The following is a 26,821-nucleotide window of genomic DNA, read 5'->3' on the forward strand; positions in this document are numbered from 1 at the left end:
TACGAGCGCGGTGATCGAGTCGACTCCGGCGAGGGTGCGGTCAGGGCTGGCGCTGATCCGCTGTCGGCTGTCGGTTGCCAGCTGCCAGCTGCCAGCTGGCGACTGTCGGCCATGAGGCGAAGGCCATCCCTGTCAGTTTCATACTCGGATCGGCCGTCTCGCGTCATTCCATCGCGGATAGCGTTCGGTCAACCGTCGAGGCCACGGCGGTGACACTCGACGGCGCCCGGGCGAATAGTGCGCTCGCCACGGATGAGTGCGAGCCTGTGTCGGGAGCGCGGGCCAGCATCCGCTCTGAAATTGCACGCGCGGAATTTCGCGCCATTGACCACGCGCGCCGTCGAAACGATAGTGGGTCATGGCCACCGCGCTGAGATCGCCCTCGTCCAAAGACTTCCGCGCGTGCCTGGCGGAAATCCCGCGAACCGTTTCAACGGCATCGGGACCGGTTGAGTTCGCCGAGCGAGGCGGGGGCGAGCTGATTCTCGCCATCTACGGCACCCTCGGCGGGTGGGATCAAGGGCTCGTGGTGGTCGAGTACCTGCGCGTGAACGGGTTCCGAATCATCGCTCCGAGCAGGCCTGGGTACCTGGGAACACCGCTTTCGACGGGGCAGACCTTTTGCGCAGCAGGGCGACGCCATGGCAGCGCTGGTCGATGCGCTCGAGATCGACCGCATCATCGTGTTGTCGGGCCAGGCAACTCAGCAACGGGAGAACCGAACCCAGAGACCGGCAGCAGTCATTCCGATGGCCGAGCCGTGTCACAGGGGGACCTCTTGCAGGACACGTAGACCTCGGGTCAGTAGCGGTCGCGAGCTTGCAGGATGATGATGTGGTCATCCGTGACGTAGTAGACCAGCCGTTTCGTGTCGTCGATGCGGCGGGACCACGCGCCGGCAAGGATGTGCTTGAGGGGCTCAGGTTTGCCGATCCCGGCGAACGGATCGCTCAACGCGTCGCTGACTAGCTGGTTGATGCGCCTCAGAGTCTTGCGGTCCTGGGTGTGCCAGTAGATGTAGTCGTCCCACCCATTCGGGTCGAAGGCGACAGTCCGACTCACTCGGTTGTCAGGTCGTGCTGCTCGAACTCTCCGCGCCGCACCCGCTCGATCGCCGTGAGCAGCCGCTCGGCCTTCGCAGGGTTCCGAAACAGGTAGGCGGTTTCGGTTATCGCGTCGTAGTCGTCTTTCGACATGATCACCGCGTTTCCGTGCCGGGAGGCGACCTCGACAACGGTGTGGTCATCGTTGACCTGCTGGATGAGCCTTGAAGGCGGCTGTGTGCTCGAAGCACTCCTCGACCTGCCACACCAGCGGATCGCTCGTCGGGGTGACGTTAAACGAACGGCATCCCGGTTCGGCGCGGGTCAGGGCAAGGTGCAGTGGTAGGTGATCCCGGACCGTGTTCGCCTGGTCCTGGGTGTGGCAGACAAGCTGCCCGCTCAGGCACACCGCGCTGTCGAGGAGCTTCTTTTTCATCTTGTAATTGGTCAGCGACACGCCGCCCATCACCGGGTGCTGTTCTACCTCGACGGTGAATCCGTGGCGCTCGAAGAAGGGGCGGGCTGTGATGCTGACGTCGGCTATCAGTTCTGTCAGCTGCGCCTGACGCGGGTGGACCTCAACGCGTCCGATCAGTTGTCGTGCTACCCCTTGTCGCTGGTATCGAGGGGCAACGAACAGCATGTCGATATACCCAGCAGGGTTCACATCGGAGAAGCCTGCTGGTTCGCCATCCACGGTGGCCACATAACTGTTCCGCTCCTGCATCGACGCATGCCAGGTGGGCAGATCTCGCGCTTCTGGCCGACCCCACGCCTGAATCTGCTCCGGCGAGTAGTCGGCGGCAGCGGTCTCGGTCACCGCAGCAAGGAATATTGCCAATGTGTCTGCGGCATCCGCTTGACCATAGGGGCGGATGAAAACGGCTTGCGCATCGGTGCTCTGGTTCAATTCCACAGAACTAGCATCTCATCGTGACTGGCCCGACCGCGCGGCACATACTGTGTCCCGGTAGCCGAACCTCGACCGGGACACAAGTAGTGGCTGTTGCTCAACCGATACTCTGAGGCTCATGCTTCAAAGAGTCTTCGTCGACTCCGATGTCTTGCCGAGTCGAACGACGCGTGACTGGCTCTTCCTAGTACGCAACAAGACGCAGCAGATGTTCCAGCTCCACGCAACGATTGACGTCGTCACCAAAATAGTTCGTGCTCGACAGGGCTTGAAGCCTGAACTCGACGGAAACATCACCCGTCGTTTCGACGATGACCTCATCGAGAACCTTGACGAGATCATCGCCGACTTTGACGGGTCCATCGCGTTCCACGGCTCTGATGCCCACGACCGGCACGTCCATGCCGCCGCAACTGCAGCGGCCTCCAATTTCTTGCTCACCAGTAACGGCAGCGACCGGCCGAATTGAGTGCGTTCTTTGCCCGGTACAAGACTTACTGCCTCACACGGTCTTCTGACGTTCGCGTGCGGTGTGACACTGATCAAGCTCTAGTCCCAGGGGATGAACTTGCCTTTAGCTAGTCTGTAGCCTCGCGAACCTGGGTCCGACAGATCCCACGCTGCTTCCTGGAGCAAGACCGAAAACAGACGGAAGGCCCTTACTCGAAGTGAGACCGGAGCCGGATCGTCTACCGCGGATGAAAGTAGCTCACTGTATAGCGATGAGAACTCACTAGCGGAAATCAAGACCGGCGATGGTTCACTGGCGTCCGGCGCTGAAACGGACACGACAGTGAGCGAACGATTGGCGCTAAAGATGGGCGGACTGAACTCGTCGAGGTAGTAAAAAAGCTCATCAAGGAGTTCAGTGCTCGAGACGGAAGTTGGCATGATGTCTAACTCTAAGCTCGAGAAGTGTATGAGGTCACCATGACCCAGTCGCTTGTGCGCGCTGACACTCGGTTCTGATAAGTCTTCTGAAGGGTCCCGTTGTTCCAAATCTGAACCGGCGCTTGGTACAGGTAAGTGGCGTTGGACTTTTGATACGTCGCACTCGACGGAGAACCAAGAGTTTGCCCGATGCACCACTTCGCGAAAGTGTCCCAGCTCTTGCCCGAGGGAGCACCAATTTTGCTGTAGTCCCCCTTGTGTCCCTCGGCAATGTGCCGAAGACAGTCCGCAGGTTCCGCGTCTGAATTGCAGCGCTAAATGGCGGTGAATTCGCATCGCTTAATGGCGTGAATGAAAGTTGTGGGCTAATGGTGAGCTTGGGTGAAGAGGTGACAGACACTGCCCGCTTCGCAATCGCCCGGATCGAGATGCTGGGTCCCGTCAATGAGGTGTTGCAGCTCTGTTTCAAGAAGTAAAAGTTCTTGTTGGCGGCGGTGCACATTCGCAAGCTTCGCCGCGAGAAGGTCTAAGACGTGCCCGCACGGCACCTCGCCTGCTTCTCTCACCGTGATGATGCTGCCAATTTCGGACAAGGTTAAACCAGCCGTCTTGGCAGACCGAATGAACCGCAGGCGCGAGAGGGCCGCTTCGTTGTATCGGCGGTAACCGTTTCCCGCACGTTCGGCGGGATCCAACAGGCCGCGCCGCTCATAAAACCGTATGGTCTGTGCGGTTGCGCCGCTCGCGATGGCCAGGTCTCTAATCTGCATAGTCTCATTCCACCACTTGACCTTGCACCATGGTGCAACGTCTACGGTAAGGGCATGGATATTACGTTGCAGTACTTCGATGGGTGCCCGAACTGGAAAATTGCCGCTGAGCGGCTAGCGGTGATCGCAGTCGAACACCCCGGCACCGTCGTGACCCGGCGGTTGGTCGAGAATCTGGAAGACGCAGAGGCAATGCTCTTTCGGGGATCCCCGAGCATCCTGGTGGGGGGAACAGACCTTTTTCCTGACCCGGCAGCACCGGTGGGAATGGCCTGCCGCATCTACATGACCCCGACAGGATTGGCCGGCGCGCCCACTCTGGGGCAATTGCGCGATGCGATCACCACAGCATGAGCGACATGTTTGATGAATACGACCTGTTTGTTATCGGCGCTGGAATGGCCGGCACCACAGCAGCCAACAGGTGCGCTGCACAGGGATGGCGCGTGGGCATCGTTGACGCCCTGCCTTATGGCGGCACGTGTGCCCTGCGCGGGTGTGACCCGAAAAAGATTCTCCGACGTGGAGCGGAAATAATCGACGCCGCCCATCTGATGCAGGGCAAAGGTATCAGCGAAAATGAGCTCACACTGGACTGGGCGGCGCTGATGCGTCACAAGCGCGGCTTCACCGACGGTGTGCCCCAGAGTATGGAAGACGAACTCCTGCGCAACGGTGTGAGCACTTTTCACGGTGCCGCCCACTTCACGGGACCTCATCACCTCGACATTAGTGGCGTGCAGCACCAGGCGAAGCGGTTTCTCATCGCGACCGGTGCCCGACCGCGCCCCCTCGAGTTCCCCGGGCACGAGCACCTCATCGACAGCACCGACTTTCTCAACCTCGAGGAGCTTCCCGGCCGAATCGTATTCGTCGGTGGCGGGTTCGTCTCCTTCGAGTTCGCCCACATCGCAGCCCGCGCTGGTGTGGACTGCGTGGTCATCGATCACGGCACGCGCCCGTTACGGGCGTTCGACCCCGATCTCGTCGATCTGCTCGTGCAGCGCAGTGAGCAAACCGGCATCCGCGTGAATCGCAGCACCTCGGTCAGTGCAGTGGCGCGCACCGCCACGGGCTTTCAAGTGAGCGTGGAGCAGCACGGCGTCACGACCGTCGTCGAGACAGATCTGGTGGTGCACGGCGCTGGCCGGGTGCCCAACATCGACGGCCTGAATCTGGCGGCGGCGAACATTGCCTGGGGCCCGAAGGGGATCGATGTGTTTGGACACCTGCAAAGCCGCAGCAATCCGTCGGTCTTCGCCGCCGGCGACGCTGCCGACACCCCCGGAGAACGCCTCACGCCCGTCGCCGTTTTCGAGGGCAAGGTGGCAGCATCCAACATGCTCAAGGGCACGATGACCGTGCCGGACTATGCCGGCGTCCCCACCACAGTGTTCACGATCCCGGAGCTGAACCGCGTCGGCATGCTCGAGCACGAAGCTGTTCGTGATGGCCGTGATATCGCTGTGCGCTATAACGACACCAGCAGTTGGTACGCCAATTACCGAGTCGGCGAGACCATCGCGGCGACGAAGGTCATCATTGATACAGCAACCGATCAGATCCTCGGCGCACATTTGCTCGGCCCCGGCTACTCGGAAGTGATCAACATCTTCGGCCTCGCAATCAAGCTGGGCCTAACCACCCGACAACTAAAATCGGCGACCGCGACATATCCGTCCGTCGGTTCCGACCTTGGCTCCATGCTCTGACCCAGGTGTCCGCAGACGACCGTCCATGGAGCACCCACGCCCATCGATGCGTGTATGTGGTCTTTGGCGCTATTTGGCGGCGTTCTGAGGTCGCTTTCTCCCAGCGTTGGTCGGGCGCCACCCGGGAGGGCGGGTGCACCGGTCGGGTGTCGAGCTCGAATGCCCGCAACGTAGCTGATGTCTTCATTGATCGCTTCCCTGGAAGCTGAGTTTTAGACGAGTTCTTGTGCCATGGTGCTGGCCTGGCGCACTAGTCCAGCGTCGCGGCCCACTTTAGCGGCCGTGATGGCCGCGTCGTAGAGCAGAAAGAGGCGAGACACCAAGGTGGAGGTTGGGTCCTCGCCGGCGATGGAAGCGAGGTGGGCGCGAACGACTTCACGGTAGTGTTCGGCTACCCGGCGCACGCTGACGCACTCGGGCAGCTCGATCACCGCGTTGGTGAACGGGCAGCCGTGAAAGGTGTGGGTTTCGACTGAGACCGCCAGCGCTTCGAACAGGGCAGCCACGCGCTCCGGGCGCGCGCCGGACGGGTCGTCCAGGGAGCGCGAGTGCTGAACCCAGCCGTCCAACTCTTGTTCCAGATAGGCGACGACGAGCGCTTCCTTGCTCGCGAAGTTGTTGTACAGGCTGGCCTTTGCTACTCCTGCGTTGCGAACGACGAGGTCTATTCCGGTCGCGTTGATGCCGCGTTCCTGAAACAGCTGAGCCGCGGATGCCAGCAGGCGCTCCCGGGCGCTGCGTGTCGCAGTGGTAGTCGTGGATCCCATGATTGGACAATACCAGACAGATCGGTATAGTTGAAAGTGGCCAGATCGGTCTACCTAGGAGGTACATGTTTATGTCTGAACTCAAGATCGCCGTTGTCATCTACGAGCCCATCGGCTCCGACACCTCACGCGTTTACCGCGGCCTCAAGACCGCCCTCGAATTCAAGCAGGCCGGCGACGAGGTCGTGGTGGTCTTCGACGGCTCCGGCGTCGAATCCCTGGCCGCCATCTCCGACCCCAAGCACAAGATGAACCCGCTCGCCGTCGCACTTCAGGACAACATCCTGGGTGCCTGCGGTTTCTGCGTCAGCTCCCACGGGGTCTCCGACCCGATCGAAACCGGCGGATGGCCATTACTCACCGACTACAAGGGCGAAGCGAGCACACGCAACCTGGTCGTTCAGGGCTACCAGATCCTCAGCTTCTAGACGCTAACGCTAACCCCACCTGATCGGAGCATCCATGACACTCACCGTTCTACTCGACCTTCGTCTGAAAGCAGAGGCTGTCGCCAATGCACCGGCCATGCTGAGAGACATCCTCACCAGCACCCGGGCATTTGACGGCTGCCTCGGTGTCGACGTCCTAGTCGATGCCGAAGATCCCTCCCACCTGATCCTGCTGGAGCGATGGGCCTCGGCCGAAGCCGACTCGGCCTACCGTGCCTGGCGCGCCGGCGCGGGTGCGACCGAACTCGGCTCACTCCTCGTCAGCGCCCCGCAGGTCTCGCAGTTCGAGATCGCCACCGACATCTAAATCACGCCATGCGGCGCAGACCTGAGGCAGACCTCGGCTCTGCGCCGTTGTGTGTCGCGTGTCACGGACGTGGAGCCTGCAGGGTGCCGACGCCTGATGCAGGCGCGAGTCCAAGGGCAGAGACCCCGAGCATGCTCAGGACTTGTTGGCCTAGTGGCCGTTGCGGCGAGCCTGTAACGGGCAGCGTGCAGGCGGTCAAGGCTTTGTGATGGCCGGCCCTGCTGGCTGGACCACCGCGATCACGTTCCTCGTATGCACTGCCGGTGCATCCGTTGATAGAGCCCTTACCGCCATCGGAAATACGAGTACGCGCCCCTTAGCCGCACCGGGACGCCAGGGCATTCCCGGCTAAGCGTCCGCAAGACGTTCCCCATACGGGATGACAGCGACGGTCGATGCCGGCAGGATGACCAGTGCAAACGAGTACTGAAATTTGTGCAGCCGAGTACGGAAAATGACACCCACACGCATGGTTCCGCGGACGCCCGATTCCCGTAACACCCGCCCGAGAAAATGGTCGGTCAAGGGGGTAAACGGTGCATTCCAGAAGCATGTCCGGCATGCTAACAGGCTATGCGCGCGTATCCACCAACGACCAAGACCTCACCGCCCAGCGAAACGCCCGGGCCGTTCTTGGTGTGACGCCAGAGAAGACGTTCACCGACCAAGGCCTGACCGGCGCCAACCGGGCACGACCCGGACTCAGGGAAGCACTAGCCGCCTGCCGGGACGGTGACACCCTGGTCGTGACCAAACTCGACCGACTGGCCCGATCCCTGCGCGACGCAAAGGACATTGTCGACGAACTCACCCGCTGCGAAGTCAAGCTCAGCATCGGAGGCTCCATTCACGACCCCACCGATTCCGTCGGCCGGCTCCTCTTTAACGTCCTGGCCATGGTCGCGGAATTCGAAGCCGACCTGATCCGCGCACAAACCCGGGAAGGGATGGCCGTCGCCAAAGCCAAGGGCCGCCTACGAGGGAAACGGTCCAAGCTTTCCAAAGCACAGGAGAAGCCCAAATTCGCAGAGGGCGGCGCGCCTAAACGTGAATTTCCGTACCGATCCTCCTCAGACCCCGTGTACTCCGGGCCCGATTTCGACGTTGGCGGCGCGCCTTGCAGCCCGGGACACCCTCACCAGGGCGCCGATCTGGGTGCTGACCCACGCGACCAGTCCGACGCTCACTGCACTGTTCCTCGTATTGGGCAGCCAAACCAAGGCGGTCGCGTCCGATCGTGCTGCGCTGCTCGCGGCGGTCCCCGGCCGCACAGCGCAGTTGGAGGCGACGCTTCGCGCGTCGCTCGGTGCGAAACGACGTCGGCGGGGCTTGGAGAACGACTTCCGTCCGTTCACTCCGGCATCGCTGGATCGCGTCACGTGCCCGGCGCTGATCGTGCACGCGCGCTCGGATAACACGTTGCCGCCGTCCAGCGCCGAGCATGCCCATGCGCATATTGCCGGCTCCGAGCTGTATTGGATGGATGGATCGGTCCTCGCGTTCGCTCTCGAGGCCGCCGACACGGCTCCGGAGTATGTCCTGAACTGACTGCGCAATGCCGGCTAGTGGTGCGCAGATGCGGTCGCCACCAGTTCGATAAAGTACCGTTCCCGGCGGCGGCCGCTACCTTACGTACGTGAGTGTGCGGAGATATGATCTTTTCAGATTTCCATTACTGAGTTCCGTACGGCCCATCCGTGTGGGCGGGGCAGTTTGGTTCACAAATCATGACGACGACGATGCCGCCCGACGTGGCGGAAAACCTGATCGCTTTCAGAGCAGCGCTGGCCGCAGTGGTGCCGCCGAAGCACCCCGCCGATCTACTGATCGCGACCTGGAACCTTCGGGCATTGGGGGATCTGACAGCCAAGTGGCACGCCGAACCGGGGGATACTCCCAAGCGGGACTGGTACTCCCTCGCGTGCATCGCTGCGGTCGTGGCCTGCTTTGATGTGATCGCAGTTCAAGAAGTGCGTCGCAACACAACCGCCTTGCAATTTCTGCTCGAGTTGCTCGGAGATGACTGGAGAGTGGTCGTCTCCGACGTCACCGAGGGCGGTCCAGGAAACGGAGAACGGTTGACGTTTCTGTATGACTCGACTCGGGTGCAGCCTTCGGGACTGGTGGGTGAGATCGTGCTGCCAGCACAGGTCGAGGGGCCAGCCGAACAGTTCGCCCGAACGCCGTACGCCGCCAGTTTTGTGCGCGGCTCAGCGGAATTCACATTGACCACCGTGCACGTCATCTGGGGGGCTGACCCGACTGCGCGACTGCCGGAGATCACGGCGTTCGCGGAGTGGATGCGTGCCTGGGCGGATCGGACCGACCGATGGAACCAAAACCTTCTCGTGCTGGGCGATTTCAACCTCGACCGCATTGGTGACCCGCTGTTTGAAGCATTTGTATCGACAGGGCTGTGGCCTCCGACCGAGCTGAATGACATCCCACGAACGGTGTTCGACAACGACACCTCGAGGCACTTCTATGACCAGATCGCATGGTTCTCGGACCCAGACGGAAAATCCCTGCTGACCTCCCTGACCTACACCCTGCGGGCGGGTTCGTTCGACTTTCTGCCACACCTGCTCGGCAGCCTGACACGCACCGAGGTCTCCTGGCGGATCTCTGACCACTTTCCCTTGTGGGTTGAATTCCAGCTGGCTCCATGAGCCACCTTCTCTCAGCGTGTGCAAAACCGGGGAGCGAGCTCAGGCATTCCACGATCAGAATCCTCTCTTTGACGCATCGGCGATCTGCTCGGGTCGGCGCGCCAGGCGACGAGAACGCCGAGGCCCGGCGTCGTATTGGATCGAAGAAGTTGACCAGCCCGGATGCAGCGCCTACATCCGCTTTCACCCGCCTAAATTGGGGGCATAGATCTGCTGGCGAAAGGAAGACCATGAGCACCACCTGCAGCAAAGAAAAAAGCTGCCCAGCAAAAGCAGCACAGGCGGGCGACGATCTGGAGGCCGCGTGCCGTGCAGCGATCGCGCAGATGACCGGCACGGGCCGACTCACCTCGCGCCGCTTTCATGCGCGGCATTTGGTAAAACTTGTCCCTGTTTATTCTGGTGGAAACATCAGAAACGATTCGCGGCACGTTCCTGCGATGGCTGAAAGCGCCGCTGTCACATCAAGCGAATGCTTCTGCCGGACGCACATCTCGACGAGGTCGACTTCTGGCCGATCTCCTCTGCCGTGACCAATCTGACCGCTGCCGAACAGGACCAACTTGTGGCACTTCGGGAAAGGGCCGTCAGGTTATCGGCACACCCGCGTTCCTATGTCGGCGCAGACTGCAAGATTGCAGCCTGATATCGATTCAGTGGATATGCTCTGCCGGGCTGAACCAATCGGCATGGCATCTCGTTCTAATTCAAGTAGCCCCTCGTTACGCACCACGTGATCACGCACCGCTCAATCACGCACCATTTCAAAGCAGTGCACCGAGAAAAGGAAGCAATCATGAACAGCAAAATATGGCTCAAGGTCGGGCCCGTCGTCGGGGCGCTGGCGATCAGCGTCCTCGCACTGACCGGATGCTCGCAGGGCACGACGCCGCCAGCGGCAGACGAGTCGAGCTCGTCAAGCGAAGTAGCCGAACCGGCCGCCGACGCGACACTCGCAACGGCCGACAGCGACCTCGGCACGATCGTCGTCGACAGCGCCGGAATGACCCTGTACGTGTTCGACAAGGACGTCGCCGACTCCGGTGAGAGTAACTGCGAGGGTGACTGTCTCGTTAAGTGGCCGCCGGTCGTCGCGGAATCGGACACCCCGACGGTCGACGGAGTCACCGGTACCGTTGGCGTGATCACCCGAACGGATGGCACCAAGCAGGTCACCCTGAACGGTCTCCCGCTGTACTACTGGGCTGGCGATGCGGCGGCCGGTGACACCACCGGTCAGGCTGTCGGCGACGTCTGGTGGGTGGTGGCACCCAGCGGCGACAAGATCGCCGGCTAGGCGGCACGCACAACCCCCGTACCCATCGGCACCACGAAGCCGATGGGTACGTTGCCGTTCTGCCCGGTGCCGCGAACAGGTCAGCCACGCTGAATCGGGCAGAATAGACGGGTGTATGTACTGGTGCGGCAGGCGGGCGGTGGCGACCTGGTCGTCGAACCCCGCGATGAGGCCGGAGCTTCGCTGCAACCGCCGCGCCGGCTGAGTCTGGACGAATTTCGAACGTTTGTGGCCGCCAAGGAATCCTGGGCTCTTGATGGCCGCCCGCGCTGGGTCTGGGACGACACCGGCCACACTTATCCGCTGCTGCTCAGTGCCGGAATCCGGGTGGAGCGCTGCCACGATCTGCGCCTGTGCCACGTGATCCTCAAGAATTCAGCCCTGACCCAGTTGAGCGAACTGGCCCTCGCCGCGCCGGATCGCTGGGACACAGCGAGCGCGGTGACAGCCGACCAGATCGAGCTCCGGGCGACCCTGTTCGAGTTTGATGTCGACGATGACTATGACGATGGCGGTGACGATCTCGCCGACCACGCGGCTGACGGCACCGGCGATTCTGGCGGCACCGAGCCTGGCCCCGATTCTCGCGCCCCCGAATCGACGTCCGGGCGTGAGTTCCGCCGGCAACTCGAGGCCGTGGCATCCGCTGCCGAACCGGGCCGGTTGCGCCTGCTGCTCGCTGCGGAATCGGCGGGCGCTCTCGTGGCCGCCGAAATGCGCTTCGCCGGGCTTCCGTGGCGCACCGACGTGCACAATCATCTGCTGACGCGGGAGCTGGGACCCCGCGCCCTGCCAGGTGTGCGACCGGACCGTCTTGAGCTGCTCGCCCAGCGGATCCGGCTGGAACTGGATGATGATGCCCTCAACCCGGACTCGCCGCAGGAACTGTTCAAGGCCCTGCAACGCGCGGGACTGGCCGTGACCTCGACCAGGGGCTGGGAGTTGAAGAAGCTCGAGCATCCGGTTATTGAGCCCTTGTTGCAGTACAAGAAGCTTTCCCGATTGCTCAGCGCCAACGGCTGGACCTGGATGGACTCCTGGGTCGTCAACGGTCGATTCCACCCCGACTACGTGCCTGGAGGCGTGGTGACCGGCCGCTGGGCGACACGCGGCGGGGGAGCGTTGCAGCTGCCCAGGCAGATTCGCGGCGCGGTGGTCGCCGATGACGGCTGGAAACTCGTCGTCGCCGATGCCGCCCAGTTGGAGCCGCGCATCCTCGCCGCGTTGGCCCAGGACGAGCGAATGGCCACAGCCGGGCGTGGAACCGACCTCTATGCCGGAATCGTCGCGAGCGGCGTCGTGGAGACGCGCGATCATGCCAAGGTCGCCATGCTCGGAGCCATGTATGGCGCCACGACGGGGGAGAGCGGTCGGCTGATGCCGCGCCTGGCGCGTGCCTACCCTCGGGCGATCGCCCTGACGGAGTTTGCGGCCCGGGCCGGCGAGCGAGGTGAAGTCGTCACCACCCGGCTGGGGCGGTCGTCGCCGGTACCCGGGCTGGGTTGGCATGAGGTGCAAGCTCAGGCGTACGATCCGGCGGCCACAGCGACCGACGAGCGCCGGGCCCGCAGCCAGGCGAGGGACTGGGGCCGCTTCACCCGAAACTTCATCGTTCAGGGCAGCGCCGCGGAATGGGCGCTGTGCTGGATGGCCGAGATTCGCCGAGAACTTGCCGCCCTCCCGGCGTCCGGTGTCGGTGCCGGTGCGACCAGCGCACTCAGACGAGCGGATGCTGGGCCCGGCCTGGCTGCGTCGGCCGCGCGTCCCGCGGCACCAGGGCAGGCACGCGCGCCCTTCGATTACGCGCCGCACCTGGTGTTCTTTCTGCATGACGAGGTCATCGTGCACACGTTGGCAGCCCAGGCGGAGGTCGTGGCGAAGATCATCGTCACGGCCGCCGAAACCGCCGGTCGGCTTCTCTTCGGCGACTTTCCGGTCGATTTCATGCTCACGGTTGCGACCGTCGACAACTACGCCCAGGCCAAATAGGGCGAGATCACCAGCGCGCCGACGTGACCAGGCCCGCGGGACGCGCCCATCCCGTCGGTCGACATCTCGACAGGCTCGATCCAAGCCCGGCATACGAGGCCAGGTCGATCAATGCAACCGATCTGCGGGGGAGGCACGCAAAAGGGCGGGCCCCGCGGGCTGTGTGCACGTGGGGCCCGCCTGGTTTCCTGCAAGGGAATTCTTGGTGCGAGCTAGCCGGGGGGTGAGTCCTGCGGCTTAGGCGCCCTTCCGGATGGTGACGGCGGCGCCGTCGGTGAAGAAATTGCCGAAGTGATGGAGACGGCAGAAGGAGTGGAACGAACATTCTTGAAGGACATGGTTCACATCTCGTGTCGTGCACAGGTTCGGCCCGAGTTCGAGTACGAGGCCGGAGGCGGATCTGCCACTCGCGATCATCAGGTCGTGATGCCCGCGCCCGCTTGTCAATCCACAGCTCCCTGGGGCATAATTGCGCTATCGACTGCACGGGATCTCCATTGGGGTGAACGCGACTGCCGCACAATTTCACATCCACCATCGTGCTCACAGCCTCAGGTTGGGAGTCCGGTCGTTCCGAGGTCGTTGGGGAAGACGCACCTACAGAACGGAGAAACGCGATGGACGCAACACAGAACCGTCGGGCGCCGATCGCGCGGGGGGTGCTTTTCGTGCACTCTTCTCCGCGCGCCTTGTGTCCACACGTCGAGTGGGCCGCTGGGCGTGCGCTCGGCGAGGCGGTGAACTTCGACTGGTCTGAGCAGCCCGCGCTGCTCGGTTCCCAGCGGGCTGAATATTACTGGCAGGGCGCCCCGGGTACCGGCGCTGTTCTCGCTTCTAGCCTGAGAGGCTGGGACCACCTGCGCTTCGAAGTGACCGAAGATGCCGGGCGGGGAACGGATGGCGGCCGTTGGCTGCACACACCGGGTCTGGGCATTTTTCATGCCCAGACGGACAGCGTGGGCAACGTTGTCGTGCCGGAGGACCGCATCCGCTCTGCTATGGACAACGCCGGCGCCAATGCGATCGACCTGCACCGCGAGTTGCGGCTCGCCCTCGGGCAATCCTGGGACGACGAGTTGGAACCATTCCGGCAGGCGAGCGACCTGAACGCGGTGGTCTGGCTGCACCAGGTGGGTTGAACCGCCAGGCCGCGCAACGTGCGGTTCGCCGGTAGTGGCGCGGCCTGTCGACCGGTGACTTTACCCGGCGGCAAGATAACGAAGTCACCTGAACCGCCCGACAGAAATGACCCCGTCCAGCTGGACGGGGTCATTCTCTATTCGCGCAAAACTAGACCGAGCGGAACGCGACGACGGCGTTGTGACCGCCGAAGCCGAAGGAGTTGCTCAGGGCGAGCAGGTCTCCGGCCGGCAGTGCGCGCGGCGTCGTCACGACGTCGAGCGGAATTTCCGGGTCCTGCGACGTGAGGTTGATCGTCGGCGGCGCGGTGCGCTCAGCGAGGGCCTTGACCGTGAAGAACGCCTCGAGGGCGCCGGCACCACCGAGCAGGTGACCGGTCGACGCCTTGGTGGCCGACACCGGGATGCCGTCGAGCAGATCTCCGAAGACCCGCTTGAGGGCGTTGTATTCGGCGATGTCGCCGACCGGGGTGCTGGTGGCGTGGGCGTTGATGTGCGATACGTCGGCGAGCGAGGCGCCGGCGTTCTGAACGGTCGACACCATCGCGCGGGCGGCTGCGGTTCCCTCGGGGTCTGGCGCGGTCACGTGGTAGGCATCGCTGTTGACGACGCCGCCGAGTAGTTCGGCGTAAATGTGTGCACCACGCGCTTTGGCGTGCTCTTCGGTTTCGATGACGAGTGCGGCAGCGCCCTCACCGAGCACGAAACCGTCGCGGGTGACGTCGTAGGGGCGGCTCGCCGTCGCCGGGTCGTCATTGCGCGTCGACAGCGCGTGCATGGCTGCGAAAGACGCGATCGGCAGCGGGTGAATTGCGGCCTCAGAGCCGCCGGCGATGACGATGTCAGCCAATCCGGCCTGCAGACGGTTGTAGGCGTTGACCAAAGCCTCGGTGCTGGAGGCACAGGCGGAGACCACGGTGGTGATGCCGGCACGGGCGTGCAGGTCCATTCCGATGGCCGCTCCCGGACCGTTCGGCATGAGCATCGGCACGGTCATCGGCAGCACGCGACGGGGGCCGCGTTCGCGCAGGGTGTCCCAGGCGTCGAGCAGGGTCCAGACTCCACCGATTCCGGTGGCCCAGTCCACGGCCAGGCGTTCCGGCTCCACCTCGGGGGCGCCGGCATCCGCCCAGGCTTCGCGACCGGCGATCAGTGCGAACTGGCTGGACGGGTCAAGGCGTTTTACCTCAAAGCGCTGCAGCACGTCCGTGGTCTTCACGCGGGCCTGTGCGGCAAAAGTTACGGGGATCGCCGTTTCGGCGACCCAGGCCTGTTCGAGGGTGGTAGCGCCCGATTCGCCGGCCAGAAGGGCCGTCCAGGTGTCGACCGCCGTGCCGCCCAGCGGCGTAGTGGCACCGATTCCGGTGATAACGATTTTCTTGGTCATAAGTCAACTCTCCATGGAACGACAAACGAGTGGGCCGGCGCGATCTGCCACCAGCCCAATGAACAGGTCGGCCGATTTCCGGCCGACCTGGTTCAGGATCGGGCCTAGTCCTGTGCCTTCACGATGAACTCAACGGCGTCGCCAACGGTCTTGAGGTTCTTGACCTCTTCGTCGGGGATCTTCACGTCGAACTTCTCTTCTGCGTTGACGACAATGGTCATCATCGAGATAGAGTCGATGTCCAAATCATCGGTGAACGATTTGCCGAGTTCAACCGTGTCGGTTGCAATCCCGGTCTCGTCATTGATGAGCTCGGCCAGGCCGGTCAGAACTTCTTCGGTGGACAATGCCATGTTTTTTCTCCTTGAGGGGTGTCTCGGTTGACCGAGACCTAGTTTAGAGGGTGGGTTGGTTAGGGCAGCACAACGACTTGCGCGCCGAACACGAGTCCGGCACCGAAGCCGATCTGCAGTGCCAGGCCGCCGCTGAGCTCTGGATGTTCCTCGAGCAGGCGGTGGGTGGCGAGGGGGATCGAGGCCGATGAGGTGTTACCGGTTGTGGCGACATCGCGGGCGATGACGACGGATTCGGGCAGCTTGAGCTGCTTGGCGAACTCGTCGATGATGCGCATGTTGGCCTGGTGGGGAATGAACGCGGCAAGGTCGGCGCTCTCGATTCCGGCTACTTCGAGGGCTTTCTTGGCCACCTTGGCCATGTCCCAGACGGCCCAACGAAAGACGGTTTGCCCTTGCTGACGCAGGGTGGGCCAGTCGGCTTCGCCGCGACGGTACTCCTGAAGGGTGTGATCCATGGTGATCGCGTCTGCTTTGGAGCCGTCCGAGCCCCACACTGTGGTAGAGATTCCGGGGTAGTCACTCGGACCGATCACAACAGCGCCAGCACCGTCGCCGAGCAGGAATGAGATGCTGCGGTCCGCGGGGTCAACGAGGTCGGAGAGCTTCTCAGCGCCCACGACGAGTGCGTAGTGGGCAGCCCCCGTGCGAATGAGCGCATCGGCCTGGGCAATGGCGTACGCATATCCGGCGCAGGCTGCATTGATGTCGTAGGCGGCGGCAGGATTGCTGCCAACACGGTCGGCCAAAACGGCGGCCATTGATGGTGTCTGGCGTCCGTTGCTGATGGTGGCCACGATCACGGCATCAATCAGCGCCGGGTCAATGCCACTTTTTTCGATGGCTTCGCGGGCGGCGTCCGTTGCCATGTCGACAGCGTCGATGTCCTGGCTGGCCCGCGTGCGGGTGATGATGCCGGTACGCTGCTGAATCCACTCGTCGGAGGAGTCGATCGCAGCGACAAGTTCGTCATTGGGTACGACGAGGTCACCGCGGGCGGCGCCGATCGAAAGGATGCGGGTGTACTGCGCCCCGTGGGACTGCTTCAGTGTTGGCTTGGTCATTGTCTCTCTCATAACATTCAGGACTGCTGGTCGATCATGGCCCAGGCGGCGGGCAGGTCGTCCGGGGTCTTGATGGCGACACTCGGGACGCCTTTCAGGCCGCGTTTGGCGAGACCGACGAGGGCGCCAGCGGGTGCGAGCTCGATGATTCCGGTGACTCCCGCCGCAGCGAAAGACTCCATGCACTTGTCCCACCGTACCGGCGAGGACACTTGACCGACGAGTAGCTTCACAAAACGGATGCCCTCACTCACCCGGTCGCCGTCGCGGTTGGTCCAGATCGGGAGGGTCGGATTGGTGGGGCTGAGCGAGTCGGCGACTACGGTCATCCGCTCGACGGCCGGTTGCATATAGCGAGTGTGGAATGCACCGGCGACCTGAAGCGGGATGACCCTGGCGCGGTGCGGGGGAGTCTCGGCGAGGGCGTCGAGGGCGTCGAGGGCACCGGCGATGACGATTTGGCCGCTGCCGTTGAAGTTGGCCGGTTCCAGACCGAGCTCGGCGACCCGGGCCAGCAGCTCGGTTTCGTCGGCCCCGATGACGGCGCTCATGCCCGTGGGTACCAGCGCGGAAGCCGCCTGCATGGCCAGGCCGCGTTCCCGGACAAAGCGCACCGCCTCGGCGTTGCTGAGGATGCCGGCGCCGGCAGCCGCGGTGAGTTCGCCGACCGAGTGTCCGGCGATACCGGCAATGCGGTCGCGGCGTCCATCCGTGAGCAGGGCCTCGAGGGTAAGGATGCCGGCGGCGACGATCAGCGGCTGGGCGATCGCAGTGTCGCGGATCGTGTCGGCGTCACTGACGGTGCCGTGGGCGACGAGGTCGAGTCCAGCGTCTTCGGAAATTTGGCGGAGGCCGGCACTGAAGGCCGGCATGGCGAGCCAGGGTTCGAGGAATCCAGGGGTTTGGGAGCCCTGACCCGGGCAGACGACAACGATCACTTAATTAGTCTTCCAATCTGGCAGCGCGAATGAGTGTGCAGATCACACTAAGTATTCATGAAACCTTTGTTTACAGCAGCACATTTGGCCGGTGAACGCGGGTGGCGGTCAGCGGCGGCGGGTGGAACCGTCGTGGTCGCTGATCGAGCCGATAATCAGGGCGGACTGCAAAATGAGCGCCTCGCGGGCTCCGGTGGCGTCGTAGCCGATGACTTCGGAGACCCGTTTGAGGCGGTAGCGCACGGTGTTGGGGTGCACGAAAAGTTCCCGGGCGGTCGCCTCGAGTGAGCGCCCATTGTCGAGGTAACACCACAGCGTGGTGAGCAACTCGGTGGAATGCGCCTGCAACGGCCGGTAAATCCGATGGATGAGCGTGGCTCGGGCGAGCGGATCGCCAGCCAGGGCGCGCTCGGGCAGCAGGTCGTCGGCTTGCACCGGGCGCGGCGCATTCCGCCACGACCGAGCAACGGCAAAACCGGCCAGCGCCGCTTTGGCACTCTTGGACGCGTCGACCAGGTTGGGCACCTCGTGCCCGAGCACCAAATGTCCCGGCCCGAAGATGGGCTCGAGCGCCATGGCGATCTCCATGAAGGTCAGCGCTGCCGCTGTGCCGACGTCCTCACTGTCGACCGGCGCCGGGCGGGCACGCCCGATCACGAGCACCAGCCGATTGCCCTGCACACCGATGAGCACGTCGGCCGCCATGTGGCGCGCGGCGCGGCGCAACTGGTCGACATCGAGCATCTGCGGTGTGGTGCCGACGAGCACACAGACCTCGCCGTGGCCGTGCCAGCCGAGGGCCGCGATGCGACTGGGCAGCTCATCGTCGTATTCCCCGCTGAGAATGGAATCGACGACGAGGGCTTCGAGGCGGGCGTCCCAGAGACCGCGCGCCTCGGCGGCGCGCGCGTAGACATCCGCTGCCCCGAAGGCAATTTCGCGTGAGTAGAGCAGGATCGCTTCCCGGAGAGACTCTCCACCGTCCTTGACGCGTTCCTCGACGACCTCGACGGTCACTCGAATGAGCTGCAGCGTTTGCTGCAGGCTCACCGAGCGCAGCAGCTCGCGCGGAGCGGCGCCGAAGACGTCTGCGGCGATCCACGGGGTTGACCGCGGGTCGTCGAACCACGAAATGAAACTCGTAATTCCGGCCTGGGCGACCAGGCCGACAGCGGACCGCCGCCCTGGTGGCATATCGCCATACCAGGACAGCGTGTCTTCGAGTCGTTTCAGCGTCTGCGTGGACAACTCACCGGAGATGGTGCGCAACCAGTTGAGAGTCTGCTCTTTCGTCTTGGGCGCCGGTGCCACTGCTTTTAGCTCTCGCCCCCGGCGGAGCCGGTGGTGCCCGCGCTTACGTCGTGCAGGCGATATTTGGCGATGGCCTGGCCGGCCAGGCTCCGGTCGACCTCGCCGCGGCGGGCGAGCAGCTCGAGAGTGCGCACCACCATCGACGGGCCGTCGATCTTGAAGAATCGACGCGCTGCCGGGCGGGTGTCCGAGAAGCCGAAGCTGTCGGCGCCGAGGGTGGCGAAGTCGCTCGGCACGAACTGGCGAATCTGGTCGGGAACGGCGTGCATAAAGTCCGACACGGCCACGAACGGGCCGGCAGCTCCCTCGAACTTCGAGGTGATATACGGAATGCGCGGCTCGTCGTCGGGATTGAGAAAGTTGTGCTCCTCGGCGGCCAGGCCATCGCGACGCAGCTCCGTCCACGACGTGACCGACCAGACATCGGCCGAAACGCCCCAGTCGTCGGCGAGAAGCTTCGCAGCTTCCAGCGCCCACGGAACGGCAACACCCGAGGCCAGCAACTGGGCCTTCGGTCCGCTGACCGTCGACGCGCTCACCCGGTGGATACCGCGCAGAATGCCGTCAACGTCGACATTTTCGGGCTCGACCGGCTGCACGGCCGGCTCGTTGTAGACGGTGATGTAGTACATGACGTTCGGGTCGGTGTGGGCGCCGCCATACATGCGCTCGAGGCCGGCGCGCACGATGTGGCCGATCTCGTACCCGTAGGCGGGGTCATACGAGACGACGGCCGGGTTGGTCGACGCGAGAAGGGGAGAGTGCCCGTCAGCGTGCTGCAGACCCTCACCGGTCAACGTCGTGCGCCCAGCCGTAGCGCCAATGATGAACCCGCGGGTCATCATGTCACCGGCTGCCCACAGGGCGTCGCCCGTGCGCTGGAATCCGAACATGGAGTAGAAGACGTACACCGGAATGAGCGGTTCACCCTGGGTGGAATACGACGTACCGACGTTGGTGAATGCGGCGGCGGCGCCGGCCTCGTTGATGCCCACGTGCAGGATCTGGCCCTGCGGGCTCTCCTTGTAAGACAGCAGCTGGGCGTGGTCAACGGACGTGTAGTGCTGGCCGTTGGGGTTGTAGATCTTGGCGGTCGGGAAGAACGCGTCGATACCAAAGGTGCGTGCCTCGTCGGGGATGATCGGCACGATGCGATTGCCAAAGTCCTTGGCCCGCACGAGCTCCTTGAGGAGCCGCACGAACGACATCGTCGTAGCGATCTCCTGGGTGCCTGAACCCTTCTTGGCGACCTTGTAGGTGTCGTCGCCGGGAAGGTTCAGCTTGACGTGCTTCGTGCGACGTTCGGGCAGGTAACCACCGAGCGCACGACGACGCTCGTGCATATACTCGATCGCCTCGTCCTTGTCGCCGGGGGTGTAGTACGGCGGAAGGTACGGGTTTTCCTCGAGCTGGGCATCCGTGATCGGCACGTGCATGCTGTCTCGGAACGACTTGAGGTTGTCGAGGGTCATCTTCTTCATCTGGTGGGTCGCGTTGCGGCCCTCGAAGCTCGGACCGAGGCCGTAGCCCTTAATCGTCTTCGCCAGGATGACGGTGGGCTGGCCCTGGTGCTCGGACGCTGCCTTGAACGCGGCGTACACCTTGCGGTAATCGTGGCCGCCGCGCTTGAGGTTCCAGACCTCGTCGTCGCTCAAATGTTCGACGAGCTTGAGCGCACGCGGATCGCGACCGAAGAAGTTCTCACGCACGTAGGCGCCGCTCTCGGCCTTGTAGGTCTGGTAGTCGCCGTCGGGCGTGACGTTCATCAGGTTGATCAGGGCGCCGTCGACGTCGTTCTTGAGCAGGTTGTCCCACTCGCGACCCCAAACGACCTTGATGACGTTCCAACCGGCACCGCGGAAGAAGCTTTCCAGCTCCTGGATGATCTTGCCGTTACCGCGCACCGGGCCGTCGAGTCGCTGCAGGTTGCAGTTGATCACGAAATTGAGGTTGTCGAGGCCCTCGTTGGCGGCGACCTGCAGCTGGCCGCGGCTTTCGACCTCGTCCATTTCGCCGTCGCCGAGGAACGCCCAGACCTGCTGGTCGCTCGCATCCTTGATGCCGCGGTTGGTCAGGTAGCGGTTCAGCTGCGCCTGGTAGATCGCGTTGATCGGGCCGAGGCCCATCGACACGGTGGGGAACTGCCAGAATTCCGGCATCAGACGCGGGTGAGGGTACGAGGAGATGCCGTCGGGTGCATGCGACTTTTCCTGGCGGAAACCGTCGAGTTGGTTCTCGGTCAGGCGGCCCTCGAGGAAGGCACGCGCGTAAGTGCCGGGGGAGGCGTGGCCCTGGATGAAGATCTGGTCGCCGCCGCCCGGGTGGTCCTGGCCGCGGAAGAAGTGGTTGAAACCGACCTCGTAGAGGGCAGCGGATGACGCGTACGTCGCGATGTGCCCGCCGACGGCGATGCCGGGGCGCTGGGCCCGGTGCACCAGAACGGCAGCGTTCCAGCGGATCCAGGCACGGTAGCGGCGCTCGATGTCTTCGTCGCCGGGAAAATCGGGTTCGTTCTCCGTAGCAATGGTGTTGATGTAGTCCGTCGTTGGAACCATCGGCACGCCGAGGTGCAGCTCCTTCGACCGCTTCAACAGGCTCAGCATGATCTCGCGCCCGCGTTCGTGGCCGTGTTCGGCAACGAGCGAATCGAGGGATTGCGACCACTCAGCAGTCTCCTCCGGATCTGAGTCGGCGTTGTTCGTCGAATACGGGTCCTGGTCGTTGACCGTCACAGTCGACCTCTCCTCTGTGGTTGATGCAGCCTGGGGTATATGCAGCGATGATGCCCCGCGGCTTGAACACAACGGTGGCAGGTGCCGTAACAGAGCAGGTTGGATTGCAACCGGCGGCACCACGTAAGCCTACAGATTTCGCAACTTGTCCGTGCGCGGGCGTGGCAGAACCAAAATGCGCGTCTGCTGTGACACCGGACATATTGCAGAGCTAGAGTGTGTCACCGGCCAATCCATGCGCCCGGCACCGAGGAAAGAAGCTCTCATCGCTCTCGAAAATGACACCCAGGCCCCCGATTTCAAGCTCATCAATCAGTTTGGTGAAACCGTTCAGTTGAGCCAGTATCGGGGGATCAAATCCGTCGCTCTGGTATTCTTCCCGCTGGCGTTCTCCGGCATCTGCAGTGGCGAACTGTGTGAACTGCGTGACAACCTGGCCCTGTTTGAAGACGGCGGAGTCGAGCTCATCGGAATTTCGGTCGATTCCCGTCATGCACTGCGGGCCTTCGGTGAGCAGGAAAAATACACCTTCGACCTCGTGGCCGATTTCTGGCCGCACGGCGCCGTTGCGAAAGAATACGGCGTCTTTCTCGAGGACAAGGGCTTCGCTAACCGCGCCACGTTCCTGATCGATCCGAGCGGCATCATTCGGGCCAGTTTCATCACAGCACCGGGCGAAGCTCGTCCGATCGACGCCTACCGGGCAGCCCTTGGACAGCTCGTACCCGCCCTCTGACCTATACTGAACAGACCCGGTGACCTTGAGTCGTCGTCGGGGCCTTTAGCTCAGTTGGTAGAGCGCCACGTTTACACCGTGGATGTCATCGGTTCGAGCCCGGTAGGGCCCACAGGTAAAATAGCTGATCAGAGAAAATATCTGCGCAATACGCAGTCCCCGCGACGCTCAGCTTGTCGTGGTCCGACTTGGCGTTCATGTTGTGGCCATTGGCGATGATCCGCGTTTTGTGGGACGGCGGCGCCTCGCTGACCGCCACCGAGCAGCACAGCAGCAACGAGCCCGATCTCGTGCGTCAGATCAGCGACACGCTCGCACCGACCGTGGGTCGTCTGGTCTTCAACGGCTCCCCGACGGGGGTTCGGGTGTCATGGGCTCAGCACCACGACACGATTCCACGTCACATCGACGGCGCCCTGGTGCTGCCCCGCTGACCCGGCGGGGCGAGATGGCCTGGCGCGTCCTGCGGCGCACCGGGACGCACGAAATCGCTCCTGAGGGGTTCTCAGGAGCGATTTCGTGTGGGTAATTCAGATCAGGCTGTCGGCTCAGTTTCCCGTGTATCGGAAGATGTAGAGCCCGAAATCACGGTCGCTGGCGGCAACGTATTCGACGCCGTTGTTCTCGAACACGTCCACACCCCAGAAGTTGTTGCCGCCCTCGTCAATGAAGCGACCGGTCTCGACGAGTTTGTCGTCGATGATTTTGGTCACTCGAAAACCTCCCGCGTAATACGAGAAATACGCCAGGTCGGCCCGCTGCTTGGACGTGGCCACCTCGTGAACCGAGAGGTCGCCGAAGCCCGCAGCGTAGGCCGGGTCCATGGCTTCGGGAATTGCATAGGTGTCCAGCTCGGACATTTTTCCCGTCGAGTTGTCGAAGAGGTGCACATAACCCCAACCGTCGAAGAACGCGCGCACGGAAACGAGGTCTCCGACAGTGCCCAGACTCAGGCCGGGAATCAGGCTGGCAGCACCGGCGAGGCAGGCCGCGTTATCGTACGAGGCCTCGAGGTCGAAGAAACCGAATCCGGTTTGACGGTCGACCGAAGAGGTCGGGATGTTGCCGGCAACGCTCATCCCGAACGCGCCGCATCCGTCGGTACCCTCGCGGTTGATGATGACGATTCCCTCATAGCCGCCAGCCGCTTCAACGTTCGCCACCTTCTCGGTGAACGCGCAGAGGCCACGGGTGACGATCGCGATCTGGCTGCCGCTTGCGGTGACCGGCGCCGGTAGTACAACCGGATCAACGGAACATGCCCGTCCTGCGTAGACGGCATCACCGGTCAGTGACTCCCCGCCTTGCAGCTGCGGTGTGTCGCTGCCCTGCGAGATCTGAAACGGCGTCGCGGAGTCATCCGTGGTGCCCTCCGCGCCGTTGGGCGCGAAGTCCTCGTCGGCACCGATTACGAACCTGTTGTCGAGGGTGAACTCGCCCTGGTGGCCGTTGCCTTCGGGCTTCTCGATCAGGCCTGCCGACTCTTGAAGCTGCGGGTCGGGGTTGGTGAAGTCCGTATCGCCGACATAGCTCGGGTTATGCACGTCGGTCATGTCGACGGTGACGTATCCGGCGTCCCAGTAGGACAACAGCATCACCTGTTTTCCGGCGATCTGCTTGACGACGAGGTCGTGCAGAAACACCTCGGTCAGGTTAGACGGTGCGTTTTGGAGGATCTGCGGGAAGGTCTTGTCCAGATCGTATTCGGCGGTGAGGAACGGCTTCTTCGGGTTGGTGATGTCCATGATGTCGACATCGGTGCCCTCTTCGTTGTCAACAATGACCGCGTATGCCTTGTCGCCGGCATCCCAGGCGAAGACACTGTGGGTCTGGTTGGAGGTCTTCTTACCCTGACCATCGGCTGTTGAATCGCCAATGCCCACGGCGAGTGGTGTGGGGTGCTCGGGATTCGTCACGTCATAGAGATTCATGCCGCCGAAACCTGCTTTGTCCTTGCACTTCTCGTTGTTGGTGACGAGCACGTCGCCGGTAAAGGCTGGCGTATCGAGTTGAAGGGTCTGGACACCCTCGCCCGGGTAGCTGCCCTCCTTGGACTGGATAAACGCGACCTCCTTCGGCTTCGCGGGGTCCTTGATATCCACGACGTGCACCCCGTTGTAGGTGCACGATACGACGCCCCACGCAGCAAGGTAGGCATAATCCTTAAAGACGCCCACGTCGGCGATCTTTTCAGGCACCGCGTTCTTCATCTTCAGTTTGGAGATTACGTTGACATTGGACTGTGTTGCCGGCAGATGACCGGCCGTTCCACCGTGCTGGTGGGCGTCGCGAGCGCCGTCGGCGGTCGATAGCGAGCCGTCGTCCCCGGGTCGGGCCGATGCAACGGATGTTGTGGCGAGGATCAACGCTGCGACGGACACCAGCGTCAGTCCAGCGCGAATGGCAGGTGATTTGACCATGACACTCCTTCGGTGCGGAATTTTGAATCGAACGTTCGAACCGTAGTCCGCCCTTACACACTTTGGCAAGGAAGTACAAATCGAACAGGGTGTGGCCGCCATGGCGATGCGGTGCGCATGCGTCGCCATGGCCCACCCCTCGCGGTGGATTTCGAACCGAATTCTCTGTCGGGCGATGAACTGCGCCTCGCGGAAATCACTCCTCGCCGCGGGCCGTGTGCATCGAGCGCGATGGGGACGCTTTTGGGGGTCTTGGCTATGGACGGGAGGGTTTATAGCGGGTGATTCTCTACGATCCGACGAGCATCATGCAGGCGCTTCGTTTTGCTCGAGCGTGGCTTCCGGTCGACGATGTGTGCTCGCTGCCGTGCGTACGGCTGGATGCCCTGAACGGGCGCGGCCGGTAGACCGCGGGGTTACGTGCGCCGGGACTCGTGGTGCCAGCGGCACAGGGTTTCGATCCATTCCTCTGACCAGTCGATCGTGCCCGGGGTACGGCCGCAGCGCTCATAGGTGATTGGTGAGCGCGTCTGTGCTCGGGACACAGCTTCGCGGGTTGCGGGGGAGGGGCTGTCACGCTGTCGGCGGGTTCGAGTGTGACTCGGAACTCACCGAATTTCTGCCGGACGCGATTGTTAATCGCAAGCGTGGGTCAACGGACAGCAGGATGGCCGAGATCGCGACCAGCACCCGTGGGGGAAGGTCCTCTCCTCGACACCTTCGTTACCCTGGCCGACACACTCGACGCCGACTATGATGTCGTCTACCTCTTGCACACCCTGGTTGAGAAATGCGCCGCCCTGCTGGAGGCTTCGGTGGCGGGCATCATCCTGTCGGCCGGTGACGGCGAGCTGGAAGTCATGGCGTCGACCAACGAACGCAGCCGCTTAGTCGAAATTCTGCAGTTGCGAGCCGGGAGCGGCCCGTGCGTTGAAAGTTTCACCTCCGGGCTGGCCGTCGCCGTTCCCGACATCGACAGCACGGGCGATAAATGGCCCAAGTTTCGCCAGGGGGCACTCGCCCAGGGCTTCGCCTCGATGCACGCCGTACCGCTGCGCCTGCGGGCAACGACCATCGGCTCACTCAATCTGTTCTGGGATCGCACCGGCGGGTTGAGTACGGCGGACACCAACACGGTGCAGGCACTCGCGGATGTCGCGACCATCGGCATCCTGCAGGAGCGCGCTATTCGCGAAAGCGACATCGTGCGCCAGCAACTTCAGCACGCGCTGAGCAGTCGAGTGTTGATCGAACAGGCCAAGGGCGTCGTGGCGTACACCCACGGGGTGCACATGGGCGATGCCTTCGACAAGATTCGCGAGTATGCCCGTTATAACGGTCTTCCGCTGGCCGATGTGGCCGACCGCATCATCAATCGCGTACTGATCCTCTAGCGTTCCAGCGTAAGCCGCGACTAGTTGCGAACTAGTCGAGACTTACCTCCTGTTTAAGCTGGGCGGGCATATACTGCTTTTGGCCGCCCCGGACCCTGGCAGCACACGCACTAAACGTGAGCTTGCGAGGGAGATCATGAAACGTATATTTCACCCCGGTGGGTCAGTGATTACCGGCAGCGATCTGGCTGATGCGGTCTTGCTGTATGCCGAGGCACTGTGTAACCGTCGACAAGTCGACGTCGTTGACATACCGGTCATGGGCGACGGCGGCATTCTCCTTCGTGCTCAGTTTTTGATCGGTTCCGCGAGTCAGCTGGTCAGCGTCACCGCCGACAGTCTGTCGCCAGAACTGGTCGAACCGGAAACCACGGACTTTCTGCACCGCAAGGCCCAAACCGGAGCCATGATTCCGGCGGCGTGGACCCGAGAGGAGTCGGCTGCCGCGCAGTTCGACGAGTTCGACTACTGACCTATCTTTTGCGGACCCGACGCATCGGGTTGCGTCGTGTCCGCGAAACCTTGGCACCGGTCGCCCGG

The 26,821-nt window shown here is 63.0% G+C and carries 27 protein-coding genes, 1 tRNA gene and 1 pseudogene; 17 read left to right on the forward strand and 12 right to left on the reverse strand.

What is annotated here, in order from left to right:
- Window positions 1-801: 801 nt before the first annotated feature.
- From E3T31_RS11365 to E3T31_RS11375, 3 genes are read right to left on the reverse strand one after another with little or no spacing between them, the layout of a single operon-like run.
- Window positions 802-1,062, reverse strand: a complete 261-nt coding sequence (locus E3T31_RS11365) for a Txe/YoeB family addiction module toxin (protein ID WP_134468804.1) — start codon at window positions 1,060-1,062, stop codon at window positions 802-804.
- On the reverse strand, window positions 1,059-1,319 hold the full coding sequence (locus E3T31_RS11370) for a type II toxin-antitoxin system Phd/YefM family antitoxin (RefSeq protein WP_134468805.1): 261 nt from the start codon (window positions 1,317-1,319) through the stop codon (window positions 1,059-1,061). Before E3T31_RS11370 ends, E3T31_RS11365 begins: the two co-directional genes overlap by 4 nt.
- Window positions 1,243-1,959, reverse strand: a complete 717-nt coding sequence (locus E3T31_RS11375; RefSeq protein WP_241977852.1) for a GNAT family N-acetyltransferase — start codon at window positions 1,957-1,959, stop codon at window positions 1,243-1,245. Before E3T31_RS11375 ends, E3T31_RS11370 begins: the two co-directional genes overlap by 77 nt.
- Window positions 1,960-2,164: 205 nt before the next feature.
- On the opposite strand from E3T31_RS11375, the gene E3T31_RS11380 reads away from it, so the two are divergent.
- Window positions 2,165-2,425, forward strand: coding sequence for a hypothetical protein (locus tag E3T31_RS11380; protein ID WP_134468806.1), 261 nt, complete (start codon window positions 2,165-2,167; stop codon window positions 2,423-2,425).
- A 787-nt stretch (window positions 2,426-3,212) separates the two neighbouring features.
- On the opposite strand, the gene E3T31_RS11385 is transcribed toward E3T31_RS11380, so the two are convergent.
- Complete coding sequence (locus E3T31_RS11385; protein WP_134468807.1) at window positions 3,213-3,617, reverse strand: MerR family transcriptional regulator; 405 nt, start codon at window positions 3,615-3,617, stop codon at window positions 3,213-3,215.
- A 54-nt stretch (window positions 3,618-3,671) separates the two neighbouring features.
- Here E3T31_RS11385 and E3T31_RS11390 point away from each other — a divergent pair, with 54 nt between their 5' ends.
- Both E3T31_RS11390 and E3T31_RS11395 read left to right on the forward strand, forming a co-directional pair.
- Window positions 3,672-3,971, forward strand: coding sequence for a thioredoxin family protein (locus tag E3T31_RS11390; protein ID WP_134468808.1), 300 nt, complete (start codon window positions 3,672-3,674; stop codon window positions 3,969-3,971).
- The gene (locus E3T31_RS11395) at window positions 3,968-5,329 is read left to right on the forward strand and encodes an NAD(P)/FAD-dependent oxidoreductase (RefSeq protein ID WP_241977853.1); all 1,362 of its coding nucleotides are present in this window, start codon (window positions 3,968-3,970) and stop codon (window positions 5,327-5,329) included. The genes E3T31_RS11390 and E3T31_RS11395 overlap by 4 nt, the downstream gene beginning before the upstream one ends.
- 212 nt (window positions 5,330-5,541) lie before the next feature.
- Here E3T31_RS11395 and E3T31_RS18565 read toward each other — a convergent pair whose 3' ends face one another.
- A complete protein-coding gene (locus E3T31_RS18565) occupies window positions 5,542-6,096 on the reverse strand; it encodes a TetR/AcrR family transcriptional regulator (protein ID WP_134468809.1) in 555 nt (184 codons plus the stop codon).
- A 71-nt stretch (window positions 6,097-6,167) separates the two neighbouring features.
- Between E3T31_RS18565 and E3T31_RS11405 the strand changes: the two genes are divergently transcribed.
- The 9 genes and pseudogenes from E3T31_RS11405 to E3T31_RS11440 all read left to right on the forward strand — a co-directional run bounded on the left by E3T31_RS11405 (window position 6,168) and on the right by E3T31_RS11440 (window position 13,946).
- Window positions 6,168-6,524 (forward strand): DsrE family protein, encoded by a 357-nt coding sequence (locus tag E3T31_RS11405; protein ID WP_134468810.1) that lies wholly within the window; start codon window positions 6,168-6,170, stop codon window positions 6,522-6,524.
- Between the two features lie 34 nt (window positions 6,525-6,558).
- Entirely contained in the window at window positions 6,559-6,852 is a 294-nt protein-coding gene (locus tag E3T31_RS11410) for a putative quinol monooxygenase (RefSeq protein ID WP_134468811.1), read from the forward strand.
- 551 nt (window positions 6,853-7,403) lie between these two features.
- Window positions 7,404-7,865 (forward strand): annotated as a pseudogene (locus E3T31_RS11415) (recombinase family protein); the annotation flags it as partial.
- A gap of 142 nt (window positions 7,866-8,007) precedes the next feature.
- Window positions 8,008-8,400 carry an alpha/beta fold hydrolase gene (locus E3T31_RS17845; protein ID WP_166788452.1) on the forward strand — a complete coding sequence of 131 codons (393 nt, stop codon included), beginning with the start codon at window positions 8,008-8,010 and terminating at the stop codon, window positions 8,398-8,400.
- A 179-nt stretch (window positions 8,401-8,579) separates the two neighbouring features.
- Window positions 8,580-9,521: an endonuclease/exonuclease/phosphatase family protein gene (locus E3T31_RS11420; protein WP_134468812.1), complete on the forward strand. Its 942-nt coding sequence runs from the start codon at window positions 8,580-8,582 to the stop codon at window positions 9,519-9,521.
- A gap of 230 nt (window positions 9,522-9,751) precedes the next feature.
- Entirely contained in the window at window positions 9,752-10,054 is a 303-nt protein-coding gene (locus E3T31_RS11425) for a hypothetical protein (protein WP_134468813.1), read from the forward strand.
- Between the two features lie 263 nt (window positions 10,055-10,317).
- A complete protein-coding gene (locus E3T31_RS11430) occupies window positions 10,318-10,818 on the forward strand; it encodes a hypothetical protein (protein ID WP_134468814.1) in 501 nt (166 codons plus the stop codon).
- A gap of 111 nt (window positions 10,819-10,929) precedes the next feature.
- A complete protein-coding gene (locus E3T31_RS11435; protein WP_241977854.1) occupies window positions 10,930-12,807 on the forward strand; it encodes a bifunctional 3'-5' exonuclease/DNA polymerase in 1,878 nt (625 codons plus the stop codon).
- Window positions 12,808-13,424: 617 nt separating this feature from the next.
- A complete protein-coding gene (locus E3T31_RS11440) occupies window positions 13,425-13,946 on the forward strand; it encodes a DUF3145 domain-containing protein (protein ID WP_134468815.1) in 522 nt (173 codons plus the stop codon).
- Window positions 13,947-14,097: 151 nt separating this feature from the next.
- Here the strand turns inward: E3T31_RS11440 and E3T31_RS11445 are convergent, their stop codons facing one another.
- The 6 genes from E3T31_RS11445 to aceE all read right to left on the reverse strand — a co-directional run bounded on the left by E3T31_RS11445 (window position 14,098) and on the right by aceE (window position 21,731).
- The gene (locus E3T31_RS11445; RefSeq protein ID WP_134468816.1) at window positions 14,098-15,333 is read right to left on the reverse strand and encodes a beta-ketoacyl synthase; all 1,236 of its coding nucleotides are present in this window, start codon (window positions 15,331-15,333) and stop codon (window positions 14,098-14,100) included.
- A gap of 104 nt (window positions 15,334-15,437) precedes the next feature.
- Window positions 15,438-15,686 carry an acyl carrier protein gene (locus E3T31_RS11450; protein WP_092108059.1) on the reverse strand — a complete coding sequence of 83 codons (249 nt, stop codon included), beginning with the start codon at window positions 15,684-15,686 and terminating at the stop codon, window positions 15,438-15,440.
- 59 nt (window positions 15,687-15,745) lie between these two features.
- Window positions 15,746-16,750: a beta-ketoacyl-ACP synthase III gene (locus E3T31_RS11455; protein ID WP_134468817.1), complete on the reverse strand. Its 1,005-nt coding sequence runs from the start codon at window positions 16,748-16,750 to the stop codon at window positions 15,746-15,748.
- A 17-nt stretch (window positions 16,751-16,767) separates the two neighbouring features.
- Entirely contained in the window at window positions 16,768-17,688 is a 921-nt protein-coding gene (locus tag E3T31_RS11460) for an ACP S-malonyltransferase (protein ID WP_134468818.1), read from the reverse strand.
- A 108-nt stretch (window positions 17,689-17,796) separates the two neighbouring features.
- On the reverse strand, window positions 17,797-18,999 hold the full coding sequence (locus E3T31_RS11465) for a CdaR family transcriptional regulator (RefSeq protein ID WP_241977855.1): 1,203 nt from the start codon (window positions 18,997-18,999) through the stop codon (window positions 17,797-17,799).
- Window positions 19,000-19,004: 5 nt separating this feature from the next.
- Window positions 19,005-21,731, reverse strand: coding sequence for a pyruvate dehydrogenase (acetyl-transferring), homodimeric type (gene aceE / locus E3T31_RS11470; protein WP_134468819.1), 2,727 nt, complete (start codon window positions 21,729-21,731; stop codon window positions 19,005-19,007).
- Window positions 21,732-21,996: 265 nt separating this feature from the next.
- Between aceE and E3T31_RS11475 the strand changes: the two genes are divergently transcribed.
- The 3 genes from E3T31_RS11475 to E3T31_RS11485 all read left to right on the forward strand — a co-directional run bounded on the left by E3T31_RS11475 (window position 21,997) and on the right by E3T31_RS11485 (window position 22,901).
- Window positions 21,997-22,467 (forward strand): peroxiredoxin, encoded by a 471-nt coding sequence (locus E3T31_RS11475; RefSeq protein ID WP_092448732.1) that lies wholly within the window; start codon window positions 21,997-21,999, stop codon window positions 22,465-22,467.
- A 39-nt stretch (window positions 22,468-22,506) separates the two neighbouring features.
- Window positions 22,507-22,579, forward strand: a tRNA-Val gene (locus E3T31_RS11480).
- 85 nt (window positions 22,580-22,664) lie between these two features.
- Window positions 22,665-22,901 (forward strand): hypothetical protein, encoded by a 237-nt coding sequence (locus E3T31_RS11485; protein WP_166788453.1) that lies wholly within the window; start codon window positions 22,665-22,667, stop codon window positions 22,899-22,901.
- A 114-nt stretch (window positions 22,902-23,015) separates the two neighbouring features.
- Here the strand turns inward: E3T31_RS11485 and E3T31_RS11490 are convergent, their stop codons facing one another.
- A complete protein-coding gene (locus tag E3T31_RS11490; protein ID WP_134468821.1) occupies window positions 23,016-24,887 on the reverse strand; it encodes a PA domain-containing protein in 1,872 nt (623 codons plus the stop codon).
- 692 nt (window positions 24,888-25,579) lie between these two features.
- On the opposite strand from E3T31_RS11490, the gene E3T31_RS11495 reads away from it, so the two are divergent.
- Both E3T31_RS11495 and E3T31_RS11500 read left to right on the forward strand, forming a co-directional pair.
- Entirely contained in the window at window positions 25,580-26,281 is a 702-nt protein-coding gene (locus E3T31_RS11495) for a GAF and ANTAR domain-containing protein (RefSeq protein WP_134468822.1), read from the forward strand.
- A 136-nt stretch (window positions 26,282-26,417) separates the two neighbouring features.
- Window positions 26,418-26,753 (forward strand): hypothetical protein, encoded by a 336-nt coding sequence (locus tag E3T31_RS11500; RefSeq protein WP_134443923.1) that lies wholly within the window; start codon window positions 26,418-26,420, stop codon window positions 26,751-26,753.
- Window positions 26,754-26,821: the final 68 nt, after the last annotated feature.

The sequence above is a fragment of the Cryobacterium sp. TMS1-13-1 genome, from assembly GCF_004403125.1.
Taxonomy (GTDB): domain Bacteria; phylum Actinomycetota; class Actinomycetes; order Actinomycetales; family Microbacteriaceae; genus Cryobacterium; species Cryobacterium levicorallinum.

Coding starts and splice junctions, on each gene's coding strand:
- E3T31_RS11380 (WP_134468806.1), top strand. CDS start 2,165: ATGTTCCAGCTCCACGCAACGATTGACGTCGTCACCAAAATAGTTCGT.
- E3T31_RS11385 (WP_134468807.1), bottom strand. CDS start 3,617: ATGCAGATTAGAGACCTGGCCATCGCGAGCGGCGCAACCGCACAGACC.
- E3T31_RS11410 (WP_134468811.1), top strand. CDS start 6,559: ATGACACTCACCGTTCTACTCGACCTTCGTCTGAAAGCAGAGGCTGTC.
- E3T31_RS11390 (WP_134468808.1), top strand. CDS start 3,672: ATGGATATTACGTTGCAGTACTTCGATGGGTGCCCGAACTGGAAAATT.
- E3T31_RS11485 (WP_166788453.1), top strand. CDS start 22,665: ATGTTGTGGCCATTGGCGATGATCCGCGTTTTGTGGGACGGCGGCGCC.
- E3T31_RS11425 (WP_134468813.1), top strand. CDS start 9,752: ATGAGCACCACCTGCAGCAAAGAAAAAAGCTGCCCAGCAAAAGCAGCA.
- E3T31_RS11450 (WP_092108059.1), bottom strand. CDS start 15,686: ATGGCATTGTCCACCGAAGAAGTTCTGACCGGCCTGGCCGAGCTCATC.
- E3T31_RS18565 (WP_134468809.1), bottom strand. CDS start 6,096: ATGGGATCCACGACTACCACTGCGACACGCAGCGCCCGGGAGCGCCTG.
- E3T31_RS11500 (WP_134443923.1), top strand. CDS start 26,418: ATGAAACGTATATTTCACCCCGGTGGGTCAGTGATTACCGGCAGCGAT.
- E3T31_RS11395 (WP_241977853.1), top strand. CDS start 3,968: ATGAGCGACATGTTTGATGAATACGACCTGTTTGTTATCGGCGCTGGA.
- E3T31_RS11440 (WP_134468815.1), top strand. CDS start 13,425: ATGGACGCAACACAGAACCGTCGGGCGCCGATCGCGCGGGGGGTGCTT.
- E3T31_RS11445 (WP_134468816.1), bottom strand. CDS start 15,333: ATGACCAAGAAAATCGTTATCACCGGAATCGGTGCCACTACGCCGCTG.
- E3T31_RS11430 (WP_134468814.1), top strand. CDS start 10,318: ATGAACAGCAAAATATGGCTCAAGGTCGGGCCCGTCGTCGGGGCGCTG.
- E3T31_RS11420 (WP_134468812.1), top strand. CDS start 8,580: ATGACGACGACGATGCCGCCCGACGTGGCGGAAAACCTGATCGCTTTC.
- E3T31_RS11490 (WP_134468821.1), bottom strand. CDS start 24,887: ATGGTCAAATCACCTGCCATTCGCGCTGGACTGACGCTGGTGTCCGTC.
- E3T31_RS11405 (WP_134468810.1), top strand. CDS start 6,168: ATGTCTGAACTCAAGATCGCCGTTGTCATCTACGAGCCCATCGGCTCC.
- E3T31_RS11455 (WP_134468817.1), bottom strand. CDS start 16,750: ATGACCAAGCCAACACTGAAGCAGTCCCACGGGGCGCAGTACACCCGC.